The organism is Vibrio tapetis subsp. quintayensis (assembly GCF_030409945.1).
GTDB classification, from domain to species: domain Bacteria; phylum Pseudomonadota; class Gammaproteobacteria; order Enterobacterales; family Vibrionaceae; genus Vibrio; species Vibrio quintayensis.
In genome coordinates this window covers 356,621-383,046 of the sequence record NZ_JAUFQV010000028.1, presented here as the reverse complement: position 1 = coordinate 383,046, position 26,426 = coordinate 356,621, and the positions used below count along the sequence as shown (strand labels likewise).

The window sequence follows — 26,426 nt, the reverse complement described above, 5'->3', positions numbered from 1 at the left end:
AAAAAGAGCCAAAGTGATTGCACTTTGGCTCTTTTTTTCGATAATCACTTCGCACTTCGCACTTCGCACTTCGCACTTCGCACTTCGCACTTCGCACTTCGCACTTCGTTAGCCTTGCGGCTTAACTACCAACACATTTACTTTCGACTTGTTGACGACTTTACTCGCGACAGAGCCCAGCATCACCTTATCAATTTTAGAGCGTTTATGACTTGGCATTATGATTAAGTCAGCGTTGAGCTTTTGTGAATACTCTAAAATAGTTGCACAGGGCTTTCCCTCCGCGACATAAGTCTGATGGCGTAAGCTTGAATCTACATGCTGTTGTGCAAATGCATCGAGTTGTGCTCGCACGTCGTCTTTCATTTTTTTAGCGGCGTCTTTTGGGAAGTAAGTCGCCACCATCGACATATGGATGCCTGGTAGTACATTAAGCAAGTGTACGGTGGCATTGGATTGCTTTGCATGCCATACCGCCAGTTCTACCGCTTTGTCTGAGAAGCCTTTGTCGTTGAGATCCACTGGAACGAGAATATTTTGGTACATAATGTGACTCTTTATTATTGTTAAAATCCATACGGCTTAATGATTGAGTGCCAGCGTACTGGCACCCATTTGATTTAAGCTGGAAGTGCTTCTGCTTTAATTCGTCGTCTCTGGTTTGCAGCAAGCAGTAATACCAAGAATATTGCCGGTACGAACACCCACTCTTTCATTGGTCTATCTGCTTCAAGAACCACAGAGCGGATAGTCCAATCGAAATCAATCCCCGCGGCTTCTGCCGGGCTACCAAATTCAACCATGTCCACTACCATCTCGCCTTCAACCATATTGAGCATTAAGCCCATAGAGCTAACACGTTCTTCTCCTGTTACCGCTGAATCATCAAATGGTAGACGGACGGTTTTTTCAACGTAGTCACCTTCGAGGTTTTCACCGCCAACTCGCAGCTCTAACGCATCGCCAATTGGCATGTCTCGAGCGATGTCGACTATTTCCGGCCCTGAGTAAATGTCTTTGGCAGGGTAAATCATATCCCACCAATAACCAGGCCTAAAGAAGCTGAATGTCAGCACTAACAGTAGCACCGTCTCCCACCATTTATTGCGGGTAAGCCACCATCCCTGTGTTGCGGCAGAGAAAAGTAGCATTGCAGTAATTGACGAGAATATGGTTAAAGCCAAGTGCCACCAGGAATCAATCCCCATCAATAACAGCTGGGTATTAAAGATGAACATGAATGGTAATATCGCGGTTCGGATATCGTAGGTGAAGCCTTGAATACCTGTCCTTATTGGGTCTGACTTAGCGATGGCCGCTGCTGCGAAGGCCGCTAAACCGACCGGTGGTGTGTCATCGGCCAGAATACCGAAATAGAACACAAACAAGTGCACTGCGATAAGTGGAATGATAAGGCCATGAGCCGCGCCTAACGTAACAATTACCGGCGCCATCAAGGTAGATACCACAATGTAGTTTGCCGTTGTTGGTAAGCCCATGCCTAAGATTAAGCTGATGACCGCGGTGAAGAGCAGCATTAGGATGATGTTACCGCCGGAGATGAATTCGACAAAGTCGGTCATTACCAAGCCGATACCCGTTAAGGTGACTACACCAACAACCGTACCTGCTGCAGCGGTTGCAACGCCGATACCGATCATATTGCGAGCCCCGGAAACTAAGGCTTCTAAAAAGTCATTGAAACCGACTTTAAACTGGGCCTTGATGTCTCCTTCTTGACCAAACAACACAAACAATGGGCGCTGTGTTAGCAAGATGAAAATCATAAATACTGTCGCCCAGAAGGCCGATAACCCTGGAGAGAATCGTTCAACCGTCAAACACCAAACTAATACAACAATAGGTAAAAGGAAGTGTAGGCCAGACTTAATGGTTGGGCCGGGTTCAGGTACTTCCGTGAGTTCTTCATCGATGTTCAGACTCGCTGCATCCTGGTAACGAGACGATATGCGAATAAGAGCAAGATAAGACACCAGTAAAGCGACCGTAACGATTGGAGTAGCAGCGTCTCCGAATACGTCTTTGGTCCAGCCAATGCCGTAGTAGACAACGGCACTTACCACACATAAGCCCAAAATGGTGCCTGTGAAGGAAAGTAAGCTTTGAACTAAGGTTGGCGTATGGCGGCGAGGTAAGCCTGTCATACCTGCTTTACAGGCTTCTAGATGCACGATGTATAGTAATGCAATGTATGAGATCAGAGCGGGTAATAGTGCCGCTTTAATGACTTCCACATAAGAAATACCGACATATTCCACCATCAAAAATGCTGCAGCACCCATAATTGGCGGAGTTAATTGGCCGTTAGTCGATGCAGCTACTTCGACGGCACCAGCTTTGGTGCCAGGGAAGCCCACACGCTTCATTAGCGGAATAGTAAATGTACCAGTGGTTACTACGTTTGCAATTGATGAACCTGAAACCAAGCCCGATAAGCCTGATGCCACAACCGCAGCTTTTGCCGGTCCGCCACGCATGTGACCAAGTAGTGAGAAAGCGACTTTGATAAAGTACGCACCAGCACCGGCTCGCTCTAACATGGCACCGAATAATACGAATAAGAATACAAACGAGGTCGAAACCCCCAGTGCAACGCCAAATACGCCCTCAGTCGTTAGCCATAAGTGTGACATGGCCTTATTAAGGCTTGCCCCTTTATGTGCAATGACGTCCGGCATGTGCGGGCCGCCAAAGGTATACAGTAAGAATACGGCAGCAACCACCATGAGTGGTGGACCGAGTGCTCTTCGGGTGGCTTCTAACAAGAAGACCATACCAGTCACAGCTGCAACAATATCAAACGTTGTCGGTGCGCCAGAACGATCGGCCAGCTGTGAATAAAAGATGTAAATATAAGCGGCGGAGAAACTACCAAGCAGTGCCATTATCCAATCAACGATCGGCACATGATCTCGTGGCGAACTCTTTCTCGCTGGGTAAGCGGTAAACGCAAGGAAAATGGCGAAAGTAAGGTGGATCGCGCGCGCTTCGGTATCATTTAAAATCAGAAAGTTGAAAATAAAAGGCAGTGGTGAAGCGTACCAAAGTTGAAAAAGGGACCAGCAAAGAGGAACGAACCATAAGATTCGGCCTGGAAAACCCTGCGGGTTACGTGCACCAGTGTCGGACTGAGCCACCATTTCTTGCACATCTTGAGACGGAGTTGTTGCCTGCGTCATGGACGTTATCCTTATTATTGATGACAAACAGCAAATTTCTTCTTGCTGTGTTTTTAAGCTATCTCCTGAGTGTAGCTTCTAAATTCGAGAGTCGTGTTGTGTAAATGCCGTGTCTTAAATGAGAGACACAAAAGAGGATGCAACGATGGGCATCAATTTATCTTGGAGTTGTAAACGGACTAAAGGAGGCAGAATCAGCCTCCTTTATTTATGGGTGAAATAGTGACTATTTCAAAAGGCCCACTTCTTTGTAGTATTTTGCAGCGCCTGGGTGAAGAGGGATTGAAAGGCCAGCTTTCACCATGTCTTCTTTTTTCAGGTTAGCAAATGCAGGGTGCAGACGTTTGAATGTGTTGAAGTTTTCAAATACTGCTTTTGCAACATTGTAAGCCACTTCATCTGAAACGTCAGTTGTCGTTACCATTGTTGCTGCCACACCAAAGCTGTTTACATCAGAGTCTGTACCACGGTACATGCCTGCTGGTACTGAGCTGAATGCGTAGTACGGGTTTTCTGTTACGATTTTATCGATCTCAGGGCCCGTAGCAGAAACTAGCTTAGCATCACATGATGTTGTTGCTTCTTTGATTGAACCGTTCGGGTGTCCAACCATGTAGATGAATGCATCAATTTTGTTATCACAAAGTGCTTGTGAGCGCTCTGAACCTTTTAGTTCAGAAGCCAACTTGAAGCTATCATTTGTCCAACCAAGAGCGTCCATTACTACGCCCATTGTTGCGCGGTCACCAGAGCCTGGGTTACCAATGTTCACACGTTTGCCTTCTAGATCTTTAACATTGTTAATGCCAGAGTCTGCGCGAGCAATGATGTTGAATGGTTCTGTGTGCAAAGAGAACATCGCACGTAGTTTTTTATAAGGACCTTGCTCAGAGAATTTGCTTGTACCATTGTATCCATGGTACTGCCAATCAGACTGTACAACACCAAAATCCAACTCACCTGCGCGAATTGTGTTTACGTTGTAGATAGAACCACCAGTAGACTCTACAGAACAACGGATATTGTGTTCTTTACGGCCTTTGTTCACTAACTTACAGATGGCACCACCTGTTGGGTAGTAAACACCAGTTACAGAACCAGTACCAATTGTAATGAACTCTTGAGCGTTTACTGCACCTGCACCCATTACGGTTGCGGCAATAGCAGTGATTTTCACAAGGTTTTTAAATGCCATGAATTTCCCTTCCTTATTTTAATGTACGCCAGTAGACCAATAATATGAGCTACCGGGTTTCCTACGTGGAAACGGCATCTCTTTCAATTCAAACGTTGAAAAAGTGACTGAATAATAGCAAATATATGACGGGAAATTACATTCTTGTTAAAAAAAATAGAGAGATAAACTAAGGGTAGAGCGGTATTTAGTTGGTATGACTGATTTTAATAATCTGTTTATTCAATGATTTAAACAAAAATACCCCTGGTTAAGTTAATTTGTTTAAACGTGATTTATCTCACGGAAATCTCATGAATTCCCGTGATTTATTGGAGTGGTGTTTAGTATTTATCCAGCGTATTCAAACAGTTCGCATACAGACTTAAACAAAATCTCTGTGTCTATTTGCATGGTTGGTGTTATGAATATGGTGTCATCACCGGCAACCACGCCAAGAATGCCTTCGGATTTACCTAATGAGTCAAGTAATCGGGCGATCAGCTGCGCTGCGCCAGGACCAGTATGGATGACAACAATGGCTTGGTTATAGTCAACATCTAATACCAGTTCGCGTAGTGAGCTAGATACCGTAGGTACACCTAATTCAGCCGGTAGGCAATACACCATTTCCATTTTTGCATTGCGAGTTCTCACCGCTCCAAACTTGGTGAGCATGCGAGAGACTTTGGATTGATTTATGTTATCAAAACCTTCTACTTTCAAAGCATCAACAATTTCACCTTGTGAACCAAAGCGCTCTTCTTTAAGTAAAGATTTAAAGGCTCTAACTAGCGTGTCTTGTTTTTCAGTATTTCGCATAGCTTCTCTGATATGACAGTAAAAATAATTGCGCTATTTTTGCATAGAAAGGCAAAATTAACCAATTGTTAGTTGATTAATGTCGGGAGTATCACTGCTGTTATCTTGGTTTTACTCTTTCGCGATAACACGAGAATTTATTGTTGTATCAAGCTTTTGTGGGCATCATTAGCCTCTTAAATCCTGCACTCTATTTGGTGGTTTGCGCAAGGTCGCAAAGCTGACGTTAATTAATTGTAATAATTACGTATATATTATAGTTTCTTAACCATAAATATTAGATTAATACCAACCTAAACGTGATTCAAAAATCTAAATATAAGCCAAGGAGAACAACCATGAAAGTAGCTGTAATTGGTGCCGCTGGTGGCATCGGACAAGCGCTAGCTCTACTACTTAAAAACCGCCTACCAGCGGGTTCCGATCTTGCATTATATGATATTGCTCCTGTTACTCCAGGTGTTGCTGCTGATCTTAGCCACATCCCAACTCCTGTTTCAATTAAAGGCTATGCTGGCGAAGACCCAACACCAGCACTAGAAGGTGCTGATGTTGTTCTTATCTCTGCCGGTGTTGCTCGTAAGCCTGGTATGGATCGTGCTGATTTATTCAATGTTAATGCAGGCATTGTTAAATCATTAGCTGAAAAAATTGCAGTGGTATGTCCAACAGCGTGTGTGGGTATCATCACTAATCCAGTAAATACAACGGTCGCGATTGCGGCGGATGTACTTAAAAAAGCAGGTGTTTACGATAAGCGTCGTTTATTCGGTGTGACAACACTGGATGTTATTCGAAGCGAAACATTTGTTGCTGATCTAAAAGACAAAGATCCTGGCGATATTCGTGTTCCTGTTATTGGTGGCCACTCAGGCGTAACCATTCTTCCTCTTCTTTCTCAAGTTGAAGGTGTTGAATTTACAGACGAAGAAATTGCAGCCCTAACTAAGCGTATCCAAAACGCAGGTACTGAAGTCGTTGAAGCAAAAGCGGGCGGTGGTTCTGCAACGCTTTCAATGGGTCAAGCGGCGTGTCGTTTCGGCTTAGCACTTGTTCGTGCGCTTCAAGGTGAAGAAAACGTTGTTGAATGCGCGTACGTTGAAGGTGACGGTGAGCATACTCGTTTCTTCGCTCAGCCTGTTAAGTTAGGTAAAGAGGGCGCTGAAGCTATCTTAAGCTATGGCGAACTGAGTGATTACGAAAAAGCAGCACTTGATGGCATGTTAGAGACACTAAGTGGTGATATCACTAAAGGCGAAGAGTTTGCTAAATAGGCTAAACTTTCGCTAGTAATAGCAATAACAAAAAAGGCGACCGTTTGGTCGCCTTTTTTTATATGGTGTTACAGGTTACAGGTTACAGGTTACTTGCTGCGCTCTACAGCAAGGTGAGCCAAAGCAACTAACGCTTGCTTGTACTCCGACTCAGGTAACGCTGTAAGCTCTGCAATGGCCTTATCAGCTTCTTTATGGGCCATTTGAGTGGTGTACTCTAACGATCCTGTGTCTGCCATCGCCTGCATGATGTCGTCGAGTCTTTCCATGCCATTAGAGTGCTCTATTGCGTCACGAATCATTGCGGCTTGCTCTGGATTGCCGTTTTGCATCGCATATAGAAGAGGAAGCGTTGGTTTTCCTTCTGCAAGGTCATCTCCGACATTTTTGCCCATCTCTTTGCCGTCAGCGGTGTAATCCATGACATCATCAATTAGCTGGAATGCGGTTCCCAGGTATTTGCCATAATTTTGCAGTGCGACTTCTACTTCTTTAGGGGCGTCGGTCAAGATCGCGCCAATTTGAGTTGCTGCTTCAAACAACCGAGCCGTTTTTGAGTAGATAACCTGCATGTAGCTTTCTTCTGTTGTGTCAGGATCATTGCAGTTCATCAACTGCAGCACTTCACCCTCAGCAATCACATTTACAGCATCACTCATTAGCGCCAGGATCTTCAGTGATCCTAAACTGGTCATCATTTGGAATGAACGGGTGTAAATAAAGTCGCCGACAAGAACGCTTGCGGCATTACCAAAGGCCGCATTTGCAGTTTCCTTGCCTCTGCGCATGTCCGATTCATCAACAACGTCATCATGCAGCAGTGTGGCGGTATGGATAAATTCGATAAACGCAGCGGCGGTTGTGTGGTCTTTCCCTTCATACCCTAGTGCTTTGGCAGATAATACCGCGAGTAAAGGGCGCAGGCGTTTGCCACCACCACTTACAATATAAAACCCTAGTTGATTAATTAAACTTACATCAGAGTTGAGCTGAGCAAGGATGGTTTCGTCCACTTTTGCCATATCAATAGCAGTAAGTGCTTGGATAGCTTTAAAATCCATTGTTCTTCCGTTGAGGTTAGACCCTACAAGGCTTATGTTTTTGGTTTATTACACAATATTACACTAAAAATCGTTGCGAAAACCATTATCTAAAGGCATCATTACCGCACTTTTCATTGGCGATTAGCTTTTCGCCAATTATTTCAAAATATGGCTTGTCATAGTGTCGCCCTTTCTGTAGAATCTGCGCCCTATTGATTAGTTTAGCGCACACCCGAGTTGTACAAATAACAACCATAGGCTGTGCGGAAAAAGCGGAGTAAAATATGTACGCTGTTTTCCAATCTGGTGGCAAACAACACCGTGTAAGTGAAGGTCAAACCCTTCGTTTAGAGAAATTAGACGTTGAAACAGGCGCAACTGTTGAATTTGATAAAGTTCTTCTTGTAGCTAACGGCGAAGAAATCGCTGTAGGTGCTCCTCTTGTAGAGGGTGGCAAGATTACTGCTGAAGTGGTTAAGCACGGTCGTGGCGATAAAGTAAAAATCGTTAAGTTCCGTCGTCGTAAGCACTCTCGTAAGCAACAAGGCCACCGTCAGTGGTTCACTGAAGTGAAAATCACTGGCATCAACGCTTAAGTATTAGGAGAGTTATACAATGGCACATAAGAAAGCTGGCGGTTCTACTAATAACGGCCGCGATTCAGAAAGTAAACGTCTTGGTGTTAAGCGCTTCGGTGGTGAATCTGTTCTTGCAGGTAACATCATCGTTCGTCAACGTGGTACTAAATTCCACGCAGGCACTAACGTTGGTATCGGTAAAGACCATACTCTTTTCGCTCTTACTGAAGGTAAAGTGAAATTTGAAGTAAAAGGTTCTAAAAACCGTAAATTTGTAAGCATCGACTCTGAGTAATTATTACTCGGTTTCAAGCTGAATTTAAAAGCCCTGCCGATTCGGCAGGGTTTTTTATTTATGACAGGGCAAAAAGAAAGAAGTATCTTAAGTGCTAAGTGCTAAGTGCTAAGTGCTAAGTGCTAAGTGCCAGGATTACGTACTTCTTCCTTTATGTTCCTGATTGCAGTTCGGTCCAAAGATCTCAGGTGATCGATCTTACATTCGGATCTGCTAGAATTGATATCATTCTATGATGAGTGATATTGCACGCACAAAATGCGGAGTAAAAAATGAAGTTCGTTGATGAAGCGGTAGTAAAAGTAGAAGCAGGCGACGGCGGAAGCGGTACCGTAAGCTTTTGGCGTGAAAAATTTGTTGCTAAAGGCGGCCCTGATGGCGGCGACGGCGGCGACGGCGGTGATGTTTATCTCCAAGCAGATGAAAACCTCAACACCCTGATCGATTATCGTTTTCAGCGTTTTTATGCAGCACAACGTGGTGAAAATGGTCGCGGCGGTAACTGTACAGGTAAACGCGGTCAAGACATCGTGATGAAAGTACCTGTCGGTACACGCGCTGTTGATATCCACACGAATGAAGTTGTGGGTGAAGTTGCGGAACACGGCAAGAAAATCATGGTAGCAAAAGGCGGCTGGCACGGCCTTGGTAACACACGTTTTAAATCGTCTGTTAACCGAGCTCCACGTCAAAAAACGTTAGGTACTAAAGGTGAAGTTCGCGAATTGCGTTTAGAACTTTTGCTACTGGCTGATGTTGGTATGCTAGGACTACCGAATGCAGGTAAGTCTACCTTTATTCGCTCAGTTTCTGCTGCCAAGCCAAAAGTAGCGGACTACCCGTTTACGACTTTAATCCCAAGCTTGGGTGTAGTCAGTGTTGGTGCTGAAAAGAGTTTTGTTGTTGCCGATATTCCTGGTCTTATTGAGGGCGCTGCAGATGGTGCTGGCTTAGGTATTCGTTTCTTGAAGCACCTTGAGCGTTGTCGTGTGCTGTTGCACGTGATCGACATCATGCCTGTTGATGAATCTGATCCTGTGCAAAATGCACTGACCATCATTGATGAGCTAGAGCAGTACAGTGAAAAAGTTGCGAAGAAGCCACGTTGGTTGATCTTCAATAAGATTGATCTTATGCCAGAAGACGAAGCCGAAGTCATTATTCAGCGAGTCTTAGAAGCACTAGCATGGGAAGGTGAGTACTTTAAGATCGCAGCCGTGAACAAAATCGGTACCAAAGATCTTTGTTACAAGCTGTCTAACTTTATGGATGAACTTCCAAGAGAAGAAATCGTTATAACGGAAGAAGATAAAGTCGACTTCATGTGGGACGATTACCATAAAGACGCTATGTCGGGTAAAAACGTAGTGACAGACGACGATTGGGACGATTTAGATGACGATGATGAAGATGACGGTCACGTTATCTACGTTCGTGACTAATTAACCATTTTTTGATTTAAATGCCGCATTTCTATGCGGCATTTTTGTATCATAAGCGCCTCTTAAGGATAAGAACGAAGTTTTAATGGATACTAATCAGCGCTCTATTTCTCGCTTGGTCGCTCAGGCTGGGCAAATGCTTTTAGCTCATGGTGCTGAAAGCACGCTAGTGGGTGAGATCATGCGTCGCTTCGGTTTAGCTTCCGGAGTTGACGAGGTTGAAGTCTCACTCTCTGCAAGTTCATTGGTTGTGACGACCATGATGAATGATCACTGTATTACTACCGCAAGGCGGTGCCCAGACAGGGGCATTAACATGCGGGTAATTACTCAAATTCAACGCATTTGCATCTTGTTGGAAAAGGGCATACTTGACCCAGAATTAGCACAAAAAAGACTCGATAATGTGAACCCTGAACGATACAACCGATGGTTGATTGTTGTGATGATTGGGTTGTCGTGTGCTGCATTTAGCCACCTTGCTGGTGGTGATTGGATGATCTTTTCAGTTACTTTTGTCGCCTCTGCTTTGGGGATGATTGTTCGCCAAGAAATTGGCCATCGACACTTTAACCCTTTGCTCAATTTCTCCGTCACGGCCTTTGTTACCACTTCTATTTCGGCTCAAGCGATGGTATTTGGATTGGGTAATCAGCCTTTCATCGCGATGGCGTCATCTGTTCTCATGCTTGTTCCAGGCTTTCCGTTAATTAACTCTGTTGCCGATGTGGTTAAAGGTTATGTGAATATGGGCATTGCTCGTTTTGTTATGGCAAGTTTACTGACTCTTGCAACTTGCCTTGGCATTATGGCAGCAATGAGTTTGGTGGGTGTTTGGGGTTGGGTTGAATAATGATGTTACTGTTTGCGTTATTGGAAGACATGTTCTTCGCTGCGATCCCCGCCGTTGGTTTTGCTTTAGTATTTAATGTACCAGTGAAAGCGTTGAAGTATTGTGCATTAGGTGGAGCAATAGGCCACGGTTCTCGTTTTTTAATGCTCCATTATGGCGTGCCAATAGAGTGGGCTACGTTTTTTGCCGCCACAATTGTTGGAATGATTGGGGTGCATTGGTCTCATAAGTTTTTGGCGCACCCTAAAGTATTTACCGTCGCAGCTTTGATTCCTATGGTTCCTGGCGTTTTTGCATTTAAGGCGATGATCGCCCTGGTTGAAATTAACCATGTTGGTTTTACCCCTGAATTGATGGGCGTGTTAATGACTAACTTCCTAAAGGCGATGTTTATTATCGCGGGGCTTGCGGTTGGCTTGGCAATGCCGGGTCTGCTATTCTACCGCCGAAAATCGATAGTTTGATGAGAAGTACTAAAAACGAAGTGTTGAAAGTCAAAAGCTAAGGGCTTAAGGCTTGGTATATGTAGATAGGTGGTGTGATGAAAATTAGTATGATTGCTGCGATGGCAAATGATCGTGTGATTGGTAAAGATAACGATATGCCTTGGCATTTGCCTGCGGACTTTGCTTGGTTTAAGCGCTGTACGATGGGAAAACCTGTCGTAATGGGACGTAAAACATATCAGTCTATTGGCCGCCCTCTACCTGGTCGAAAAAATATTGTCATTAGTCGAGATCCTAACTTGGTGATTGAAGGATTGGAGACAGTAACCAGTATTGAACAAGCGCTAAAGTTGGTCGCTGGCGTCGAAGAAGTGATGATCATCGGAGGTGGTTCTATTTACCGTGAGTGTCTACCAAAAGCGGATTCATTGTATTTAACGTACATTAAGGCGGATATCGACGGTGATACTCAATTTCCAGATTGGGGAGAAGGTTGGTCTCAAAGCCATAGCCAACAATTTAAAGCTGACGAAAAAAATGCCTATGACATGAAGTTTGTGATTTTAGAGCGAAGTGCTAAAAGCTAAGCCGCTTTTCTGTTATCGTTTCTCGTAGCGAAGCGGTCTAGTCTCTATAAGGGAGCCTACGACCGCTCTGTAACCTGTAACCTGTAATCGCTCTTCTATATTCTTCCTTACACCAATGCTTTTTGGGTAAACATTTTCTTATCTTCCCACCTTAGCATGGTCAACTCTCCGCCCCATACACAACCTGTATCTAAGCCGATGGCCTTGTTATCTTGATGGCCCATCAATGCAGCCCAGTGTCCAAAAATCACTGTTTTTTCAAGTTGAATGCGCTCCGGGTGTTCGAACCAAGGCAATAAGTCACCTTGCTTTGCTTCTGATGGTGGTAGTTTGCATTTCATGTCTAGTCGCATATCTGGGTGTACGAAGCGCATGCGCGTAAAGGCATTAATAATGTAGCGATTACGCTCCATTCCTTTGAGGTCGGCATGCCAAAAATCAGGCAGACTGTCATACATGTTGCTCAAAAGCCAAACCCAATCATCGCCACTAAGAAGTTGTGATATCTCTTGAGAGCATTGTCTTGCGGTTTGTAGATCCCACTGTGGTGATATCCCTGCATGGCACATGACGAATTCATCATGCTCCAAAAAAAGTGGCTGTTGTCGTAACCAGTGAATCAGCTCATCGCAATCTATTGCTTCATAGATTGGCGCGGTTTTGTCTTTTTTCTTTATGGGATTGATGCCATGGTAAATCGCTAATAGGTGCAGATCGTGGTTACCTAAGATGACTTTAGCACTGCTACCCAATGACTTAACAAAGCGAAGTGTTTCTAAAGATTTAGGGCCGCGTGCCACTAAGTCTCCGGCGAGCCAGAGCGTATCATTAGTCGCATCGAAATCAACAGTGGTTAGGAGTTGCTGTAGTTCATCAAAACAGCCTTGAATATCGCCTACGAGATAAGTTGCCAAGAGGACCTCAGAGAGTTAATTAATGATATTAGGGATGGCTAAACGAAATGGCTCTACCTCAGCTTTAAAAGTTTGCTGATCCGAATCGACCATTTGGTAATGGCCCTGCATCACACCTATGGGGGTTTCAATCGCGGTGGCACTGGTGTAAGTGTATTCGTCTCCGGCATCAATAACTGGTTGTACGCCCACCACGCCTTCTCCTTCAATTGAAAGCTGTTTTCCGTTTCCGTCAGTAATGAGCCAATGCCTTGAAATAAGCTGCACTTGCTGATTACTCAGATTCTTTATTGTGATGATATAGGCGAAGACATACCTTTGATTATCTGGTTCGGATTGCTCAAGTACATATTTTGTGTGTACTTGGCATTTCACGCAAGATCGAGGTATTTCCATGTGAACCTCCTGCAATTTCATCTTTAAAAAAAAGGCCACAATGAAGTGGCCTATCTATTTCTAATTTTGGCTGCTGCTAGGCAAAAAATCCAGCTTAAGCTTCGAACATCTTATTATTCGCTTGGCGTCGGTTTATGGTTGGCATCTAACCAGTTAGCCATGGTAACAAATTGTTCTAACGTCAGGTTTTCTGGACGCATGCTTGGGTTTACCCCTAACATTTCTAATTGCTCAGCTGATAGCAAGCTTCTGTAGCAGTTACGAACCGTTTTACGACGTTGATTAAATCCTTCACGACAAACGCGATCAAGCCATTTAAAATTATTTGCTGGATGCGGCAATACTTCGTAAGGCATTAGTCGAACAACGGCAGAATCCACCTTTGGTGGCGGGATGAACGCCGTTGGTGGTACTTCAAGTACCGGTACAACTTTACAGAAATATTGAGCCATCACCGTTAAGCGACCATAAGCTTTACTTCCTGGTGCTGCAGCTAGGCGATTAACCACTTCTTTTTGTAGCATAAAGTGCATATCTTGGATGTCTTTATGGAACTCAAATAGGTGGAACATCAAAGGGGTAGAGATGTTATAGGGTAAGTTACCAAAAATACGCAGTTTGTTGTTTGGCTTTACTAATTGAGTAAAGTCAAAACGCATGGCATCGCCTTCATGAATGGTCAGTTTATCCGCAAGCTCTGGGTGGTTACGCAGACGCTCCGCGAGATCTCTATCCAATTCAATGACGGTGAATTTATCAACTAACTTACCTACTGGCTCGGTGATAGCACCTAGGCCAGGGCCGATCTCAACTAGGTTTTGACCTGGAAGAGGGTTAATTGAAGATACGATCCCATCAATAATGTATGGGTCGTTTAAGAAGTTTTGACCAAAACGTTTACGCGCTTTGTGTCCTAAATGGACATCATTTTTCATTGCTTTTCTCTACTAATTCAATCGCATGCGTTAGTGCTGTTCGGAAGCTTCCTGTATCCGCTTGGCCTTTCCCTGCCAGATCCAGCGCCGTGCCGTGGTCTACCGATGTACGTATAAACGGCAAACCTAAGGTGATGTTAACTGAACGACCAAACCCTTTGTACTTTAGTACAGGTAATACTTGGTCGTGGTACATGCCCAGTACAGCATCCGCATCTTGCAAATATTTGTCATTAAAAATGGTGTCAGCTGGTAGCGGACCCACTAAGTTTATGCCTTCTTGGCGAATTTTTTCCAGTGTTGGTGAAATGGTTTCTATCTCTTCTGTACCAAGACAGCCATCTTCACCTGCGTGTGGGTTTAAGCCACACACATAAATTTTTGGACTACTAATCGCAAATTTTGTTACGAGATCCGAATGTAAGATTCGAATGATGCTCTCTAGCCGGTCAGCAGTAACCGCTTTTGATACGTAAGCAAGAGGAATGTGCGTAGTCACAAGTGCGACTCGAAGACCTTCTGTGGCTAGCATCATGACAACCAGAGGTGTATTTGACTTCTCAGCAAAGAATTCCGTGTGGCCACTAAAGGCAACTCCGGCTCTGTTGATCACCCCCTTATGCACGGGGCCGGTGACAATAGCATCAAATTCACCATTCATACAGCCTAACGCCGCTCTTTCTAGCGTTTTTAATACGTAGTGACCATTTGCTTCATTGAGAACACCGGCAACGACAGTGGCGTCTGTTTCAATATGGTCGACAACCAGGGAGCCTTTAGCCTGAGCGGTTGCTGATATACCTGATTGATAGTCAATCAGTTCTACATTGATACCTAACTCTAGTGCGCGTTCTGCAAGGACATTTTTATCCGCGCAGACGACGATTTGATGCCCCCAATCTTCTTGGGAAAGCGCCAGAACGAGATCTGGGCCGATACCGGCCGGTTCACCGGCGGTAACGATGATTCGTTTAATTGCCATCATTAGCTCCAAGTTGCTCTATGTAAGCTCCGGCTTTGATTTCCAGCATCCAAGCGCCGACTTCTTCGTTGAACTTGCGATTAAATAGAATCTGGTAAGCCTTATTTTTCATCGCTGAGTCAGTGCGATCAACTTGGCGGCGATCCAGTACTTCAACGATGTGCCAACCGTGAACGGTTTGGAATGGTTCACTGATTTGATGCGTTGGCAATGTTTCAACCTGGTGTTTGAATTCTGGCACATAAAGATCAGGAGTTTGATAGCCTAACTCGCCGTTATTGGCGGCAGAACCTGGGTCAGCACTGTATTGTTCAGCAAGCTCTGCAAATGTGCGTTCGCCGGCTTGTATCTGACGGATCAACTCGTTTAATTGTCGTTTAGCGCCGTCATCACTCAAAATAACAGATGTTTTAATCAAGATGTGTCTAGCGTTAACTTCGGTAACTGCGACGGTTTCTAAGCCTTTAACGTCTTCAATTTTAAGAATGTGAAAACCCACACCACTGCGGAAAGGACCAATTATACTGTCTTTGCCTTGCATGGTTATTTGGTCGGCAAAAATCGTTGGCATTTCTTCTTTTCGCATCCAACCCCAGTCACCACCTTGCAGAGCTTTAGGACCTTTTGAGTAGCTATAAGCCATGGTCGAAAAGTCTTCGCCTTGTTTTAGTTTGGTAACAAGGTCTTTGGCTTGTTGTTCCACTTCTTGTTTGCTTTGCTCGTCATTGAAACGCAGTTGGATATGGTTCAACTTGTATTGAACCGTTGCATTGGTCTCTTGCGCAAGGATATTGGCTAAGTTTTCCACTTCAGCGGGCAAAATATTAATTCGGCGACGAACTTGGGCATTACGCGCTTCAGAGGCCGCTATTTCTTTTCTTACTTGCTCGCGAAAATCTGAATAACTCAGACCTTCTGCTTCAACAGATTGGCGAAGCTGCTCTAATGTGAGTTCTTTATTTTTTGCGATTTCCTTTAGCGCGCTATTCAGACGGTTGTCATCAATACGCACACCCATTTGATCCGCTTGTTGAGTTTGAATGGTGTCCATGATGAGTTTGTCTAATACTTGCTCATGAAGCACTTCTTCGTCTGGCAAGCTTTGACCACTGGCTTTGGCATTGGCACGAATCGTTTTTAGAGCGCCCGTTAAATCACTTTGTAAAATTACGCCATCGTTAACAATAACGATCACTTTATCGAGTGATACCGGAGCTGCCAGTGCTGACAAAGAACCAACAACCAGCGCTGCGCCCAAAAGGGTCTTTTTCCACATTTTCATTCAATTTATTCCAAAATCATTTGATGTTCATAGCTTAGTTATTAAGGTAGAAAGGCCTGCCGTAACCAAGTGCGTTATCCGTAGAGCCACCAGAGCCGATCTCTTGGCCGAACCCACGGATACCTATATTAAATTTGAAGTTGCTTTCGTATTCCGGTGGCGTCGTGTCAAAATTCCCCACATCTGTCCAACCTCGTAGTTGTTGAGAATAAGAGAAACCGACAAACCAACAATCACTGGTGTAGCTTAGCTTGGCCAAGCCTTCTAGCATGATGTTTTCACTGAGATCGTGAAAATACTGCATCTCTGTATGCCAGTTACGGTTTATTTGGTAGCCGGTTAATATCCCTGCTTGGGATATGCCATTCCTTGTGTAAGTGTTTTTACTATCATCGACGAAGTCCACATTCTGCTTAATGTAGTCTTTAGAAACGTAACGATAAGTACCTTGTAGGTAATTATTTCCATCTCTGTACTCTAAGGTGCTATTACCTAACTGGAATGAGCTAGTGGCAATGTCGTATTGTATGCCGCCGTGGTAATACAAATAGTCATTGAAGTTAAAGTCAGTTTCTACTGCCCATGCAGAGTAACTAGAGCCATCTTCGTTAGCTGTCGTTGATGGTGGGGTAATGTAATAAATTTGACCAAAAGAGACGTTCATTCTTTCTTTGAAGTCATTATCGTAGAAACGACTGGTGGCACCATAGCTAAACTGATTCGCTGATTGTATATAATCTACACCGCTGTGCTTTCTGCTACGAAACAGGCCGTAATAATCCGTTTGCAGCAAGGTCGTGTCATACCAAGCGATGTTGCTTTGATTGTTTTCTGGAATGTACAAGTATTGAACTTGAGGTTCTAATGTTTGAAGGTAATTACCAGTCTGGCGCTCAAGGTTGAGTTCACCATGCAAACGAATTTCAGGGATCACTCGCGTTACTTTATCTTCTAGTAATGCGTTGCCTGTTACCGATGAATCGAACGTTTGTTCGTAGTGGGTCGCCATCATACGGCCTTCAGCCGTAACACTTCCCCAAGGTCTGGAGAATGGAATGGTTATTCCTGGCTCAACATGCACACGAGTAGCACTTGGTTTATCTGCATCTTGAATTTCAAAGCGACTGATGTGACTCAGTAGATCAAAATTTACCCCTTGATAAAAATTGGGTAAATAGTAATTGAACTTTAGCTGAGGTAATAGCTGGTAGGGTTGTGTCCCTTCACTGTCAAGGATCTGGAAATCTTTTACTTTGAGTTCCATATCCCAGTTAGTTGTACGATAAGCAGCACTACCCGATTGTAATAATTGACCATCTTCCCTGTTACCTACGTTCGAGCTGATGTCTTTGAAGTAATCGACATCACTGACACGGGAATAATCAATGTTAACTTTCCAAAATTCGTTAATGACTCCGTCATGCTGAAAAGTATATCCCCAACGATGATCGTCATTGCTACTTCGTTTATCTGATGACATGTACTCGCCACGTAACTTGCCTTCACCGTAGTTGGTCAAATAATTAAAGTTGGCATCTAACTGGGTGCCTCGACGTTCCATGTAATTGATCGTCGTCGTTAAATCATAATTAGGGGCCAAATTCCAATAAATCGGAATTGACGCTTTGAAACCATCTTTGGTATCAAGCCCAAAACTTGGGAACAATAGGCCCGATTTACGCGTATTACCAACCGGCATGGTCATGTACGGAACATACATAATTGGAACATCGAGTACTTCAAAGCGAGTGTGATAAAAGTAAGCTGTCTCTTCATTTTTATCGACTTCAATGGAGCCTGCTTTCATGCGCCAGGTGTTGTCACCTTCAGGGCAAGAAGTAAGCGAGCCATCTTCCATCTCATAGACTTTCTGGCCACTTTTTAGCACCATTGCAGCTTCACCACGGCCCGATTCACACAAAAATTGATATTGTGTGTTTTCCATTACGGTTTCGTCGGTATCCAGTTGGGTGGTGATTTTGTCGGCTTTTGCAGTAACTTGGGTATCCCGAAAGTTCACATCGCCTTCCGCTATCATTGTTTGCTCTAGCGGTTTGTGTGTGATGCTGTCTGCGGTGATTTTTCGGGCACCTTGCGTGATGATCACATCGCCTTTATAGGTCGCTTGTTTGTCTGCTTCGGCGATGACTTTGTCCGCTTTGATATGAATTGGGTGCGAATTGATATCTTTTTGTTCAGATTCAGCAACCAAACATTGATCAGCAGTGGGCATTTGCTGCACACTGGTTTCGTTATTACTTTCGGATGATGCGGTTGGCACATACAAAGCAGCACTTATTGAAGCGGCTAATACAGTGCGGGAAGAAAGAGACATCGAGTTGAACTATCCTGTAAGACTTGATCCATTCGGTATTAGTCGGAGACCGAATTCCTATAAAAACGCCCTTTATCATAAAGGATTATTACATCGACCGACACTATAAGACCGCATAACGAGATAAAAATTCATAGATTGAGAACATTATAATGCACATTTTTGGCAAAATTCTTGGCGCTTTTTTTGGTTTACTGTTTGGGGGCCCATTAGGAGCGATGTTTGGCTTATTTTTAGGTCATCAATTTGATAAGGCCCGCCGTCTGCAACAAGGTGGATTTTCGGCTGGTGGCGGGTTTTCTCGTGCGAACAACGCTGCGAATCAAGCCGAATTCTTTAGAAGTGCATTTGCCGTTATGGGGCATGTTGCAAAAGCTAAAGGACAAGTAACACAAGAAGAAATTCAACTTGCTAGCACCATGATGTCACGAATGAATTTGCATGGTGAGCAACGCGCCGCGGCGCAAGACGCTTTTCGTGATGGTAAAGAAGCGGGATTCCCACTAGAAGAAACACTGCAAAAAGTACGAGTATCCTCTGGTGGGCGCCACGACCTATTGCAGTTTTTCCTTGAACTTCAAATTTCTGCCGCTTTTGCGGATGGTTCGCTTCACCCTAGTGAGCGTGATGTATTACACATCGTCGCTCAAGGCCTTGGCTTCTCTGCTGCGCAATTAGAACAACGGTTACAAATGCAGGAAGCGGCATTTCGATTCCAGCAAGGTGGTGGTTTTGGTTCGGATGGAGGCCAGCATGGCGGAGCGTTTAAGCAAGCTTCAAGTGCCAATCAGATTTCTGACGCATTTAAGGTGTTAGGTGTTGCCGAATCTGCTGAATCAAAAGAAGTGAAGAGAGCCTATCGTAAACTAATGAATGAGCATCATCCGGATAAGTTGGTCGCTAAAGGATTACCGCCAGAGATGATGCAAGTCGCGAAAGAAAAAGCGCAAGAGATTCAGGCAGCATACGATCTGCTTAAGAAAGAAAAAGGGTTTAAATAGGCCATAAGCGTTAAGGCATATAGAACGGATGGCTAGGTGGATTACGTTAGGGAGAGTGGATATGTATCAGGAAGTGATTGATTTTTGGTTTGAAGAGTTGTCACCCAAGCAATGGTTTATGGGAGGCGATGAGTTAGATACTTTGATCACCCAGCGTTTTTTGGATCTGCATAAACAAGCGAGTCAATGTGAGTTGGTTGATTGGCGACTGTCCGCTCAGGGACGATTGGCCGAAATCATCGTTCTTGACCAATTCTCTCGTAATCTATACCGAGAATCTGCGCAAGCTTTTTCCTCCGATCCTTTAGCACTTGCTTTAGCTCAAGAAGCGATATCATTAGGTTTAGATAAACAACTCAGCCAGCAGCAACGAACCTTTTTATATATGCCGTTTATGCACAGTGAGTCTTTGGTCATTCACCAGCGGGCCGTTGAGTTATTTAAAGAAAATGGCATTGAGGGCAATCTGGAGTTTGAGTACAAACATAAAGTGATCATTGAGCAGTTTGGTCGCTACCCTCATCGAAATGATGTTCTAGGACGAAAATCAACGCCGGAAGAGCAAACGTTTTTACTTCAACCGGGTTCAAGCTTCTAGTCTTAACCGCTAACGTGGCTTGCGTCTCGTTAGCGGTCTACCTTTTTAGCCAATCTATGGCTGATTCAGATTCCAGTCGTAGTCATAGCTGACTTTTCCTACCAGTTCTTTAATACTGGGTCTGTATTGTTGAATATGCTTCAGTAATGCGGCTTCGTCTGCGCCAAAATCGATTTGAAACCAATCATAAATTGAAGACAGTTGAGTGCTTGAAGCAGACAGTTTTACACCTTTATCACTGTTAATGAATTCATGTGCTGCTTGCTCCAATAATGCATCGGTATTTTGTGCCGTGAATGCCGTTTGTTGTAAGTTAGGGCAGCCTAAGCTTGCACAATTGACCGCGTAATGGGTGCGAGGGTCTTGCCATATTGGCCGTAAAATTCGATGTTCAATGTCATTTAAGGTCAGGCGTTTTCCTGCCACCGTAACTAACTCATCTCCCCAAGGCCCAAAACTGAAAAAACCACCTAATTTGGTAATGGACTCGATAGGGTAGTTATCTAAAATAAGATCAATGGTCAAAGCGTTGTATAAGTTAACCCAATAAGCGTATTGCTCTTTTTTTGAATATTGGCGAGGGTCGACTAAGGCTAATTGGTCAATGTAGTTTTGTAGCTGTTTTTTATCAGCATTGCTTACATTGGCATACGTGACTAGATGGTGTTGGCCTTCAAGCACAAGGGAGTCATCAAGGAACTGTTGCCAATTTTGATGTGAAATGGACTGTTGATTTGACTCGTTGCTCACGTTCCAATAAGGCCAAAGTTCTGATTTTGGTGCGGCAGAGCTAACGGGTGATAGCATGCTAATGAAGAGTACGAAAAGCAGTGTAAGTGTCTGTTTCATTCAAGCGATCCTTCATGGGTGTTTGAAGAGTAGACCGAAGGGAGCAAAAAAATCTTTCAAAGTTATAACTGGGTTAAGACAAAAGAGTAAAGACACGGTTGGTCTTTACTCTCCACTCTTACGTTCCGATTACTTCAAAAATGCAGGAATGTTCTCTTCGTATGTAGAGATCTTTGTTTCATGTTGAAGCGTTAAGCCGATGTGATCTAAGCCATTGAGCAAGCAGTGACGACGAAATTCATCTATTTCAAATGAGTATGTCTTATCGTTAGCCGTTACTGTCATTGACTCTAGGTCGACGGTGATTTGTGCGCCTTCATTTGCTTCTACATACTGGAATATTTCATCGACTTCTTGTTCGGTTAAGCGAACAGGAACCATCTGGTTATTGATGGAGTTGCCGTAAAAAATATCAGCAAAGCTTGGCGCAATCATCACTTGGATGCCGTAATCAGCCAGTGCCCAAGGTGCATGTTCACGAGATGATCCACAGCCAAAGTTTTCACGAGCCAGTAGAATACTAGCACCACGGTAACGAGGTGCATTCATGACGAATTCAGGGTTTTCTTGTTCCCCAGCATCATCTAGAAAACGCCAATCATGGAAAAGGTGCACCCCGAAACCCGTACGGGTTACTTTTTGCAAAAATTGCTTAGGGATGATCGCATCCGTATCGACATTAGCGGCATCCAAAGGAACAACTAGACCCGTGTGTTGTTTAAAGCCAGACATATTCAAATTCCTTTTAATCTAATTCGCGAATATCAACAAAGTGACCAGCAATTGCGGCGGCAGCGGCCATCGCAGGGCTTACTAAGTGAGTACGACCATCACGACCTTGGCGGCCTTCGAAGTTACGGTTACTGGTTGAGGCGCAGCGCTCCTGTGGACCTAAACGGTCGTTATTCATCGCAAGACACATAGAACAACCCGGTAGGCGCCATTCAAAACCAGCGGCAAGGAATATTTTATCTAACCCTTCTTGCTCTGCTTGTGCTTTTACTTGCTCTGAGCCCGGAACAATGAGGGCTTGAACGTGTTTCGCCACCGAACGGCCTTTCGCGACTTCTGCGGCTGCGCGCATGTCTTCGATGCGAGAGTTGGTGCAAGAACCGACAAAGACTTTATCAACGCTGTAATCCGACAGCTTTTTGCCCGCTTCAAGTCCCATATACGCCAATGCTTTTTCAGCAGACGCTTTTTCTACTGGATCAGAGAAGCTTGCAGGTGCTGGAATGACACTGTCTACAGCCATTACTTGGCCTGGGTTGGTGCCCCAGGTTACTTGTGGTTTGATGTCTGCAGCGTTAAGCGTTACTACGGCGTCAAATGTGGCATCGGCATCGGTTGCTAAGCTGCTCCAGTATTTAACTGCGGCTTCTAAGTCTTCGCCTTCTGGTGAGAACTTACGACCAGAAATGTAATCGAAGGTGGTTTGATCTGGCGCGATCAGGCCCGCTTTTGCACCCAGCTCAATGGCCATATTACATACCGTCATTCGACCTTCCATAGAAAGGTCAGTGATTGCTTCACCACAAAACTCAACCACATAGCCTGTGCCGCCTGCAGCCGTCGTTTTGCCTATAATAGCCAATACTATGTCTTTTGCAGTAATGCCTTTCGCAACCTTACCTTTGACTTCGATCTTCATCGTTTTAGCGCGGGCTTGTTTTAGGGTTTGTGTTGCTAAAACATGCTCTACTTCAGAGGTGCCGATACCAAATGCAAGCGAACCAAACGCCCCGTGAGTCGCGGTGTGCGAATCACCACAAACAATGGTCATACCCGGTAAGGTAATACCCAGTTCTGGGCCCATTACGTGAACAATGCCTTGGTATTTATGGTTTAAATCGTAAAGTGTGACGCCAAATTCTTCACAGTTCTTAGACAGCGTTTCCATTTGGATACGAGCCATTTCACCAGAGGCGTTAATGTCTTTGGTTGTGGTTGATACGTTGTGATCCATTGTGGCGAACGTTTTGTTCACTTGGCGAACTTTACGGCCTTTTTCTCTTAGGCCGTCAAAGGCTTGTGGTGACGTGACTTCATGCACTAAGTGGCGGTCGATGTATAAAATTGGGTTCTCACCTTCCGCAGCAACCGCAACGTGAGCGTCATAAATTTTTTCGTATAGTGTTTTCGACATTGCTTCTTCCTTGAGCGCTGACCGATTTTAGCTATCAGCGCAACGCAGAGTAATTCTAGGATTAAAGGCCGCCTAGGAGCTTGCGGCCATCCGTTTTATTATGAATTCGAGATGTATGCTGCGATCTTATCGCCCATTTCTGATGTGCTCAGAGCGGGGTTGTCTCCGGCAAGATCACCCGTTAGTTCTCCGGCTGAAAGTGCTTTTGATACGGCTGTTTCGATATCTTGCGCTGCTTGTTCTTCACCTAAGCTGTAACGTAGCATCAGTGCCGCAGATAGAATTTGCGCAACTGGGTTGGCAATGTTTTTACCTGCAATATCTGGTGCACTGCCGCCTGCTGGCTCGTAAAGACCAAAGTTACTCTTGTTCAAACTAGCAGATGGAAGCATCCCCATCGAGCCTGTGATCATGGCGCATTCATCAGAAATGATGTCACCAAAGATGTTAGAGCACAGCATCACATCAAACTGAGATGGGTCTTTAATCAATTGCATGGTCGCGTTATCGATATAGATGTGAGAAAGCGCGACATCTGGGTAGTCTTTTGCGATCTCTTCTACGACTTCGCGCCAAAGGATCGAGCTTTGAAGTACGTTTGCTTTATCTACTGAACAGACTTTTTTATCGCGTAATCTTGCTGATTCAAATGCAATTTTTGCAATACGTTCAATTTCATAGCGGTGATAAACTTCAGTATCAAATGCTTTTTCGTTCGGACCTTCACCTTCGCGACCTTTAGGTTGACCAAAGTAAATGCCACCAGTTAACTCACGTACAACCACAATATCAAAGCCACGCTCTGAAATATCAGCACGTAACGGTGAGAATGACTCTAGACCTTTATGGATTTGAGCAGGTCGCAGATTACAGAATAACTCAAAGTGCTTACGCAGTGGCAGCAGAGCACCACGCTCTGGTTGATCGTTAGGCGCTAGGTGTTCCCATTTTGGGCCGCCGACAGAGCCAAATAGAACCGCATCTGACTCTTCACAACCCTTTACTGTGCTGTCAGGCAGTGGACAACCGTGGTTATCAATAGCAATACCGCCAACATCGTGTTCGCTACAGTCAAAAGTAATGGCGTGTTTTGCTTCAATTGCAGCAAGAACCTTGTGTGCTTGTTGCATTACTTCTGGGCCAATACCATCTCCCGGTAGAACGGCGATTTTATATGTTTTGCCTGCCATGGTCGGTTAATCCTTTTTTAAGTTAAATTGTGTTTGTTTGGAGCGCTTCGCTTAAGGCATCAGGCTAGAGATTAACCCCTAGAGCCTAGAGCCTAGAGCCTAGAGCCTAGAGCCTTCAGTCTTCAGCCAAGAGCCCGCTCTTATACCGTTTTAATTTTTTCTTTATTTTGTTTCATCTCTTCGATTTGATCCGAGCGATGAATGCTATTAATTACGTGCAATAGAGCTTCGCCTGATGCTTCTACAATATCGGTTGAAACACCCGTACCGTGGTACTTACGGCCTTTGTAGTTAGCAATGATATCGGCTTGGCCTAAGCCATCTTCGCCTTCGCCTTTAGCGGTAAGGTCAAATTTATCTAGCTCGATATCATAGCCAGTTACACGGTAAATACACTGGTATAGCGCATCAACAGGGCCGTTACCGACTGCGGCTTCACATTTTTCTTCGTCGCCACACAGCAGTTTGACACTGGTGGTAGACATAACACTACCAGATTGCACGCTTAAGTAATTCAGCTTAAAGAAATCGTCTTCGGCACGTAAATTAGAGAAGTGCATTAAGGCTTCTAGGTCGTAATCAAATACCTGACCATTACGATCGGCCAACTTCAAGAAATCTGCATATAAGGTATCTAGGTTATATTCTTCATCTTTATAGCCCATAGAATCCATGTGGCTCTTCACTGCGGCGCGGCCACTGCGGCTGGTCAAATTCAGCGCTTTGTTTTTAAGGCCTATTGACTCAGGAGTCATGATTTCATAGGTGTTTTTGTTCTTAAGCATGCCATCTTGGTGAATGCCAGAAGAGTGGCTGAATGCATTAGCACCGACAATGGCTTTGTTGTCTTGAATTGGCATGTTGCAAAGTTGGCTGACAAGCTTACTAGTACGGTGAATTTCATCGTGCTTTAGGCCTGTATTAACACCAAGGTATTCTTCACGAGTCTTGATGATCATGGCCACTTCTTCTAGAGAACAGTTACCTGCACGCTCACCAATACCATTGATGGTGCCTTCAACTTGTCTTGCGCCAGCTTGAACCGCAGCAATAGAGTTGGCAACAGACATACCTAAGTCATCATGACAATGTACAGAAATAATGGCTTTGTCTATGTTTGGAACACGGTTGAATAGCATTTCGATGATGCTGCCAAATTCACCAGGGATGGTGTAGCCAACGGTATCTGGTATGTTTACGGTACTTGCGCCTGCGTTGATAGCGGCTTCAACCATGCGGCAAAGATTATCAATCGGCGTACGGCCTGCATCTTCACAAGAAAACTCTACATCGTCAGTATAATTACGAGCACGTTTAACCGCTTGGACACCCATTTCAACCACATCATCATAGCTACGGCGTAGTTTGTCTTGCACGTGTACAGTCGAGGTTGAAATGAAGGTGTGAATTCGGAAAGCTTCAGCCACTTTCAAAGATTCAGCAGCCACATCAATGTCTTTCGCAACAGCACGCGACAAAGCACAAACACGGCTATTTTTGATGTTTTTTGCGATGGTCTGAACGGATTCAAAGTCGCCAGGGGATGACACTGGAAATCCAGCTTCAATCACATCAACACCTAGACGTTCGAGTGCGTAAGCGATCTGTAGTTTTTCTTTTACTGTAAGACTTGCAGATAGTGCCTGTTCACCATCACGCAATGTTGTATCGAAAATTATGACTTGATCGCTCATGTTGCTGTCCTTTTCTTGTAAGTTAATCGGTTACTTTCCGCAGATACCGACTTTTTATCTTTTTAAGTTATAAAAAAGCCCGCATCGTAGTGCGGGCTTCTTGAAACTGTGTGGTGTTTTTCGTCCACTGCCTACCCGCGTGATTGGTCCACGATAAGGAGGAGGCTGAGCAGGATAGAAAAACGAGATGTCATTGTTAAACATTCCACAAATTAAGTTAACAAATTAGTACCGTACTCCATGCAGCGCGTCAAGAGTTTGTTGCGTATTTTCTTCATATCGGATCAGTTAATCCAAAAAACCATCCATTATTAATTATTCAATTGATGAAATAGTGATTAATTATTTAGCTATCGATTGTACAAAGAGCGACTATAATTATTCAATTGA

25 protein-coding genes are annotated in these 26,426 nt (G+C 44.3%); 9 read left to right on the top strand and 16 right to left on the bottom strand.

Going from position 1 to position 26,426, the window contains the following annotated elements:
- Positions 1–108 precede the first annotated feature (108 nt).
- From QWZ04_RS15085 to argR, 4 genes are all read right to left on the bottom strand, one after another.
- Positions 109–546, bottom strand: a complete 438-nt coding sequence (locus QWZ04_RS15085) for a universal stress protein (protein WP_290329082.1) — start codon at positions 544–546, stop codon at positions 109–111.
- Positions 547–620: 74 nt separating this feature from the next.
- Positions 621–3,200, bottom strand: coding sequence for a TRAP transporter permease (locus QWZ04_RS15080; protein WP_290329081.1), 2,580 nt, complete (start codon positions 3,198–3,200; stop codon positions 621–623).
- Between the two features lie 226 nt (positions 3,201–3,426).
- Entirely contained in the window at positions 3,427–4,395 is a 969-nt protein-coding gene (locus QWZ04_RS15075; RefSeq protein ID WP_102521029.1) for a TAXI family TRAP transporter solute-binding subunit, read from the bottom strand.
- Between the two features lie 330 nt (positions 4,396–4,725).
- Positions 4,726–5,196 (bottom strand): transcriptional regulator ArgR, encoded by a 471-nt coding sequence (argR, locus tag QWZ04_RS15070; protein ID WP_102521030.1) that lies wholly within the window; start codon positions 5,194–5,196, stop codon positions 4,726–4,728.
- Positions 5,197–5,534: 338 nt separating this feature from the next.
- Between argR and mdh the strand changes: the two genes are divergently transcribed.
- Positions 5,535–6,470, top strand: a complete 936-nt coding sequence (gene mdh / locus QWZ04_RS15065) for a malate dehydrogenase (protein WP_290329080.1) — start codon at positions 5,535–5,537, stop codon at positions 6,468–6,470.
- Between the two features lie 89 nt (positions 6,471–6,559).
- On the opposite strand, the gene ispB is transcribed toward mdh, so the two are convergent.
- Positions 6,560–7,531 carry an octaprenyl diphosphate synthase gene (ispB, locus tag QWZ04_RS15060; protein ID WP_290329079.1) on the bottom strand — a complete coding sequence of 324 codons (972 nt, stop codon included), beginning with the start codon at positions 7,529–7,531 and terminating at the stop codon, positions 6,560–6,562.
- A 266-nt stretch (positions 7,532–7,797) separates the two neighbouring features.
- Between ispB and rplU the strand changes: the two genes are divergently transcribed.
- The 6 genes from rplU to folA all read left to right on the top strand — a co-directional run bounded on the left by rplU (position 7,798) and on the right by folA (position 11,714).
- On the top strand, positions 7,798–8,109 hold the full coding sequence (gene rplU, locus QWZ04_RS15055) for a 50S ribosomal protein L21 (protein WP_102521033.1): 312 nt from the start codon (positions 7,798–7,800) through the stop codon (positions 8,107–8,109).
- 19 nt (positions 8,110–8,128) lie between these two features.
- Positions 8,129–8,386: a 50S ribosomal protein L27 gene (gene rpmA / locus QWZ04_RS15050; protein ID WP_102521034.1), complete on the top strand. Its 258-nt coding sequence runs from the start codon at positions 8,129–8,131 to the stop codon at positions 8,384–8,386.
- A gap of 272 nt (positions 8,387–8,658) precedes the next feature.
- A complete protein-coding gene (gene cgtA, locus QWZ04_RS15045) occupies positions 8,659–9,828 on the top strand; it encodes an Obg family GTPase CgtA (RefSeq protein ID WP_290329078.1) in 1,170 nt (389 codons plus the stop codon).
- A gap of 85 nt (positions 9,829–9,913) precedes the next feature.
- Positions 9,914–10,681 carry a threonine/serine exporter family protein gene (locus QWZ04_RS15040; RefSeq protein WP_290329077.1) on the top strand — a complete coding sequence of 256 codons (768 nt, stop codon included), beginning with the start codon at positions 9,914–9,916 and terminating at the stop codon, positions 10,679–10,681.
- Positions 10,681–11,145: a threonine/serine exporter family protein gene (locus tag QWZ04_RS15035; RefSeq protein WP_290329076.1), complete on the top strand. Its 465-nt coding sequence runs from the start codon at positions 10,681–10,683 to the stop codon at positions 11,143–11,145. The genes QWZ04_RS15040 and QWZ04_RS15035 overlap by 1 nt, the downstream gene beginning before the upstream one ends.
- Before the next feature lie 77 nt (positions 11,146–11,222).
- The gene (gene folA, locus QWZ04_RS15030; RefSeq protein WP_290329075.1) at positions 11,223–11,714 is read left to right on the top strand and encodes a type 3 dihydrofolate reductase; all 492 of its coding nucleotides are present in this window, start codon (positions 11,223–11,225) and stop codon (positions 11,712–11,714) included.
- Positions 11,715–11,821: 107 nt separating this feature from the next.
- Here folA and apaH read toward each other — a convergent pair whose 3' ends face one another.
- The 6 genes from apaH to lptD form a co-directional block, all read right to left on the bottom strand.
- Positions 11,822–12,628: a bis(5'-nucleosyl)-tetraphosphatase (symmetrical) ApaH gene (apaH, locus tag QWZ04_RS15025; RefSeq protein ID WP_290329074.1), complete on the bottom strand. Its 807-nt coding sequence runs from the start codon at positions 12,626–12,628 to the stop codon at positions 11,822–11,824.
- A gap of 15 nt (positions 12,629–12,643) precedes the next feature.
- Positions 12,644–13,024 carry a Co2+/Mg2+ efflux facilitator ApaG/CorD gene (gene apaG / locus QWZ04_RS15020; RefSeq protein ID WP_290329073.1) on the bottom strand — a complete coding sequence of 127 codons (381 nt, stop codon included), beginning with the start codon at positions 13,022–13,024 and terminating at the stop codon, positions 12,644–12,646.
- A 113-nt stretch (positions 13,025–13,137) separates the two neighbouring features.
- On the bottom strand, positions 13,138–13,959 hold the full coding sequence (gene rsmA / locus QWZ04_RS15015) for a 16S rRNA (adenine(1518)-N(6)/adenine(1519)-N(6))-dimethyltransferase RsmA (protein ID WP_102521038.1): 822 nt from the start codon (positions 13,957–13,959) through the stop codon (positions 13,138–13,140).
- A complete protein-coding gene (gene pdxA, locus QWZ04_RS15010; RefSeq protein WP_290329186.1) occupies positions 13,949–14,941 on the bottom strand; it encodes a 4-hydroxythreonine-4-phosphate dehydrogenase PdxA in 993 nt (330 codons plus the stop codon). The genes rsmA and pdxA overlap by 11 nt, the downstream gene beginning before the upstream one ends.
- A complete protein-coding gene (surA, locus tag QWZ04_RS15005; RefSeq protein WP_290329072.1) occupies positions 14,931–16,223 on the bottom strand; it encodes a peptidylprolyl isomerase SurA in 1,293 nt (430 codons plus the stop codon). The genes pdxA and surA overlap by 11 nt, the downstream gene beginning before the upstream one ends.
- 34 nt (positions 16,224–16,257) lie before the next feature.
- Positions 16,258–18,558 (bottom strand): LPS assembly protein LptD, encoded by a 2,301-nt coding sequence (gene lptD / locus QWZ04_RS15000; protein WP_290329071.1) that lies wholly within the window; start codon positions 18,556–18,558, stop codon positions 16,258–16,260.
- Positions 18,559–18,710: 152 nt separating this feature from the next.
- Between lptD and djlA the strand changes: the two genes are divergently transcribed.
- A complete protein-coding gene (djlA, locus tag QWZ04_RS14995; protein ID WP_290329070.1) occupies positions 18,711–19,559 on the top strand; it encodes a co-chaperone DjlA in 849 nt (282 codons plus the stop codon).
- A gap of 61 nt (positions 19,560–19,620) precedes the next feature.
- Positions 19,621–20,157: a DUF924 family protein gene (locus QWZ04_RS14990; RefSeq protein WP_290329069.1), complete on the top strand. Its 537-nt coding sequence runs from the start codon at positions 19,621–19,623 to the stop codon at positions 20,155–20,157.
- A 54-nt stretch (positions 20,158–20,211) separates the two neighbouring features.
- On the opposite strand, the gene QWZ04_RS14985 is transcribed toward QWZ04_RS14990, so the two are convergent.
- The 5 genes from QWZ04_RS14985 to leuA all read right to left on the bottom strand — a co-directional run bounded on the left by QWZ04_RS14985 (position 20,212) and on the right by leuA (position 26,036).
- Positions 20,212–21,006: a DUF547 domain-containing protein gene (locus QWZ04_RS14985; RefSeq protein ID WP_290329068.1), complete on the bottom strand. Its 795-nt coding sequence runs from the start codon at positions 21,004–21,006 to the stop codon at positions 20,212–20,214.
- A gap of 129 nt (positions 21,007–21,135) precedes the next feature.
- Positions 21,136–21,738, bottom strand: coding sequence for a 3-isopropylmalate dehydratase small subunit (leuD, locus tag QWZ04_RS14980; protein WP_290329067.1), 603 nt, complete (start codon positions 21,736–21,738; stop codon positions 21,136–21,138).
- Between the two features lie 13 nt (positions 21,739–21,751).
- The gene (gene leuC / locus QWZ04_RS14975) at positions 21,752–23,152 is read right to left on the bottom strand and encodes a 3-isopropylmalate dehydratase large subunit (protein ID WP_290329066.1); all 1,401 of its coding nucleotides are present in this window, start codon (positions 23,150–23,152) and stop codon (positions 21,752–21,754) included.
- Between the two features lie 98 nt (positions 23,153–23,250).
- A complete protein-coding gene (leuB, locus tag QWZ04_RS14970; RefSeq protein ID WP_290329065.1) occupies positions 23,251–24,342 on the bottom strand; it encodes a 3-isopropylmalate dehydrogenase in 1,092 nt (363 codons plus the stop codon).
- Between the two features lie 140 nt (positions 24,343–24,482).
- On the bottom strand, positions 24,483–26,036 hold the full coding sequence (gene leuA, locus QWZ04_RS14965; protein ID WP_290329064.1) for a 2-isopropylmalate synthase: 1,554 nt from the start codon (positions 26,034–26,036) through the stop codon (positions 24,483–24,485).
- Positions 26,037–26,426 lie beyond the last annotated feature (390 nt).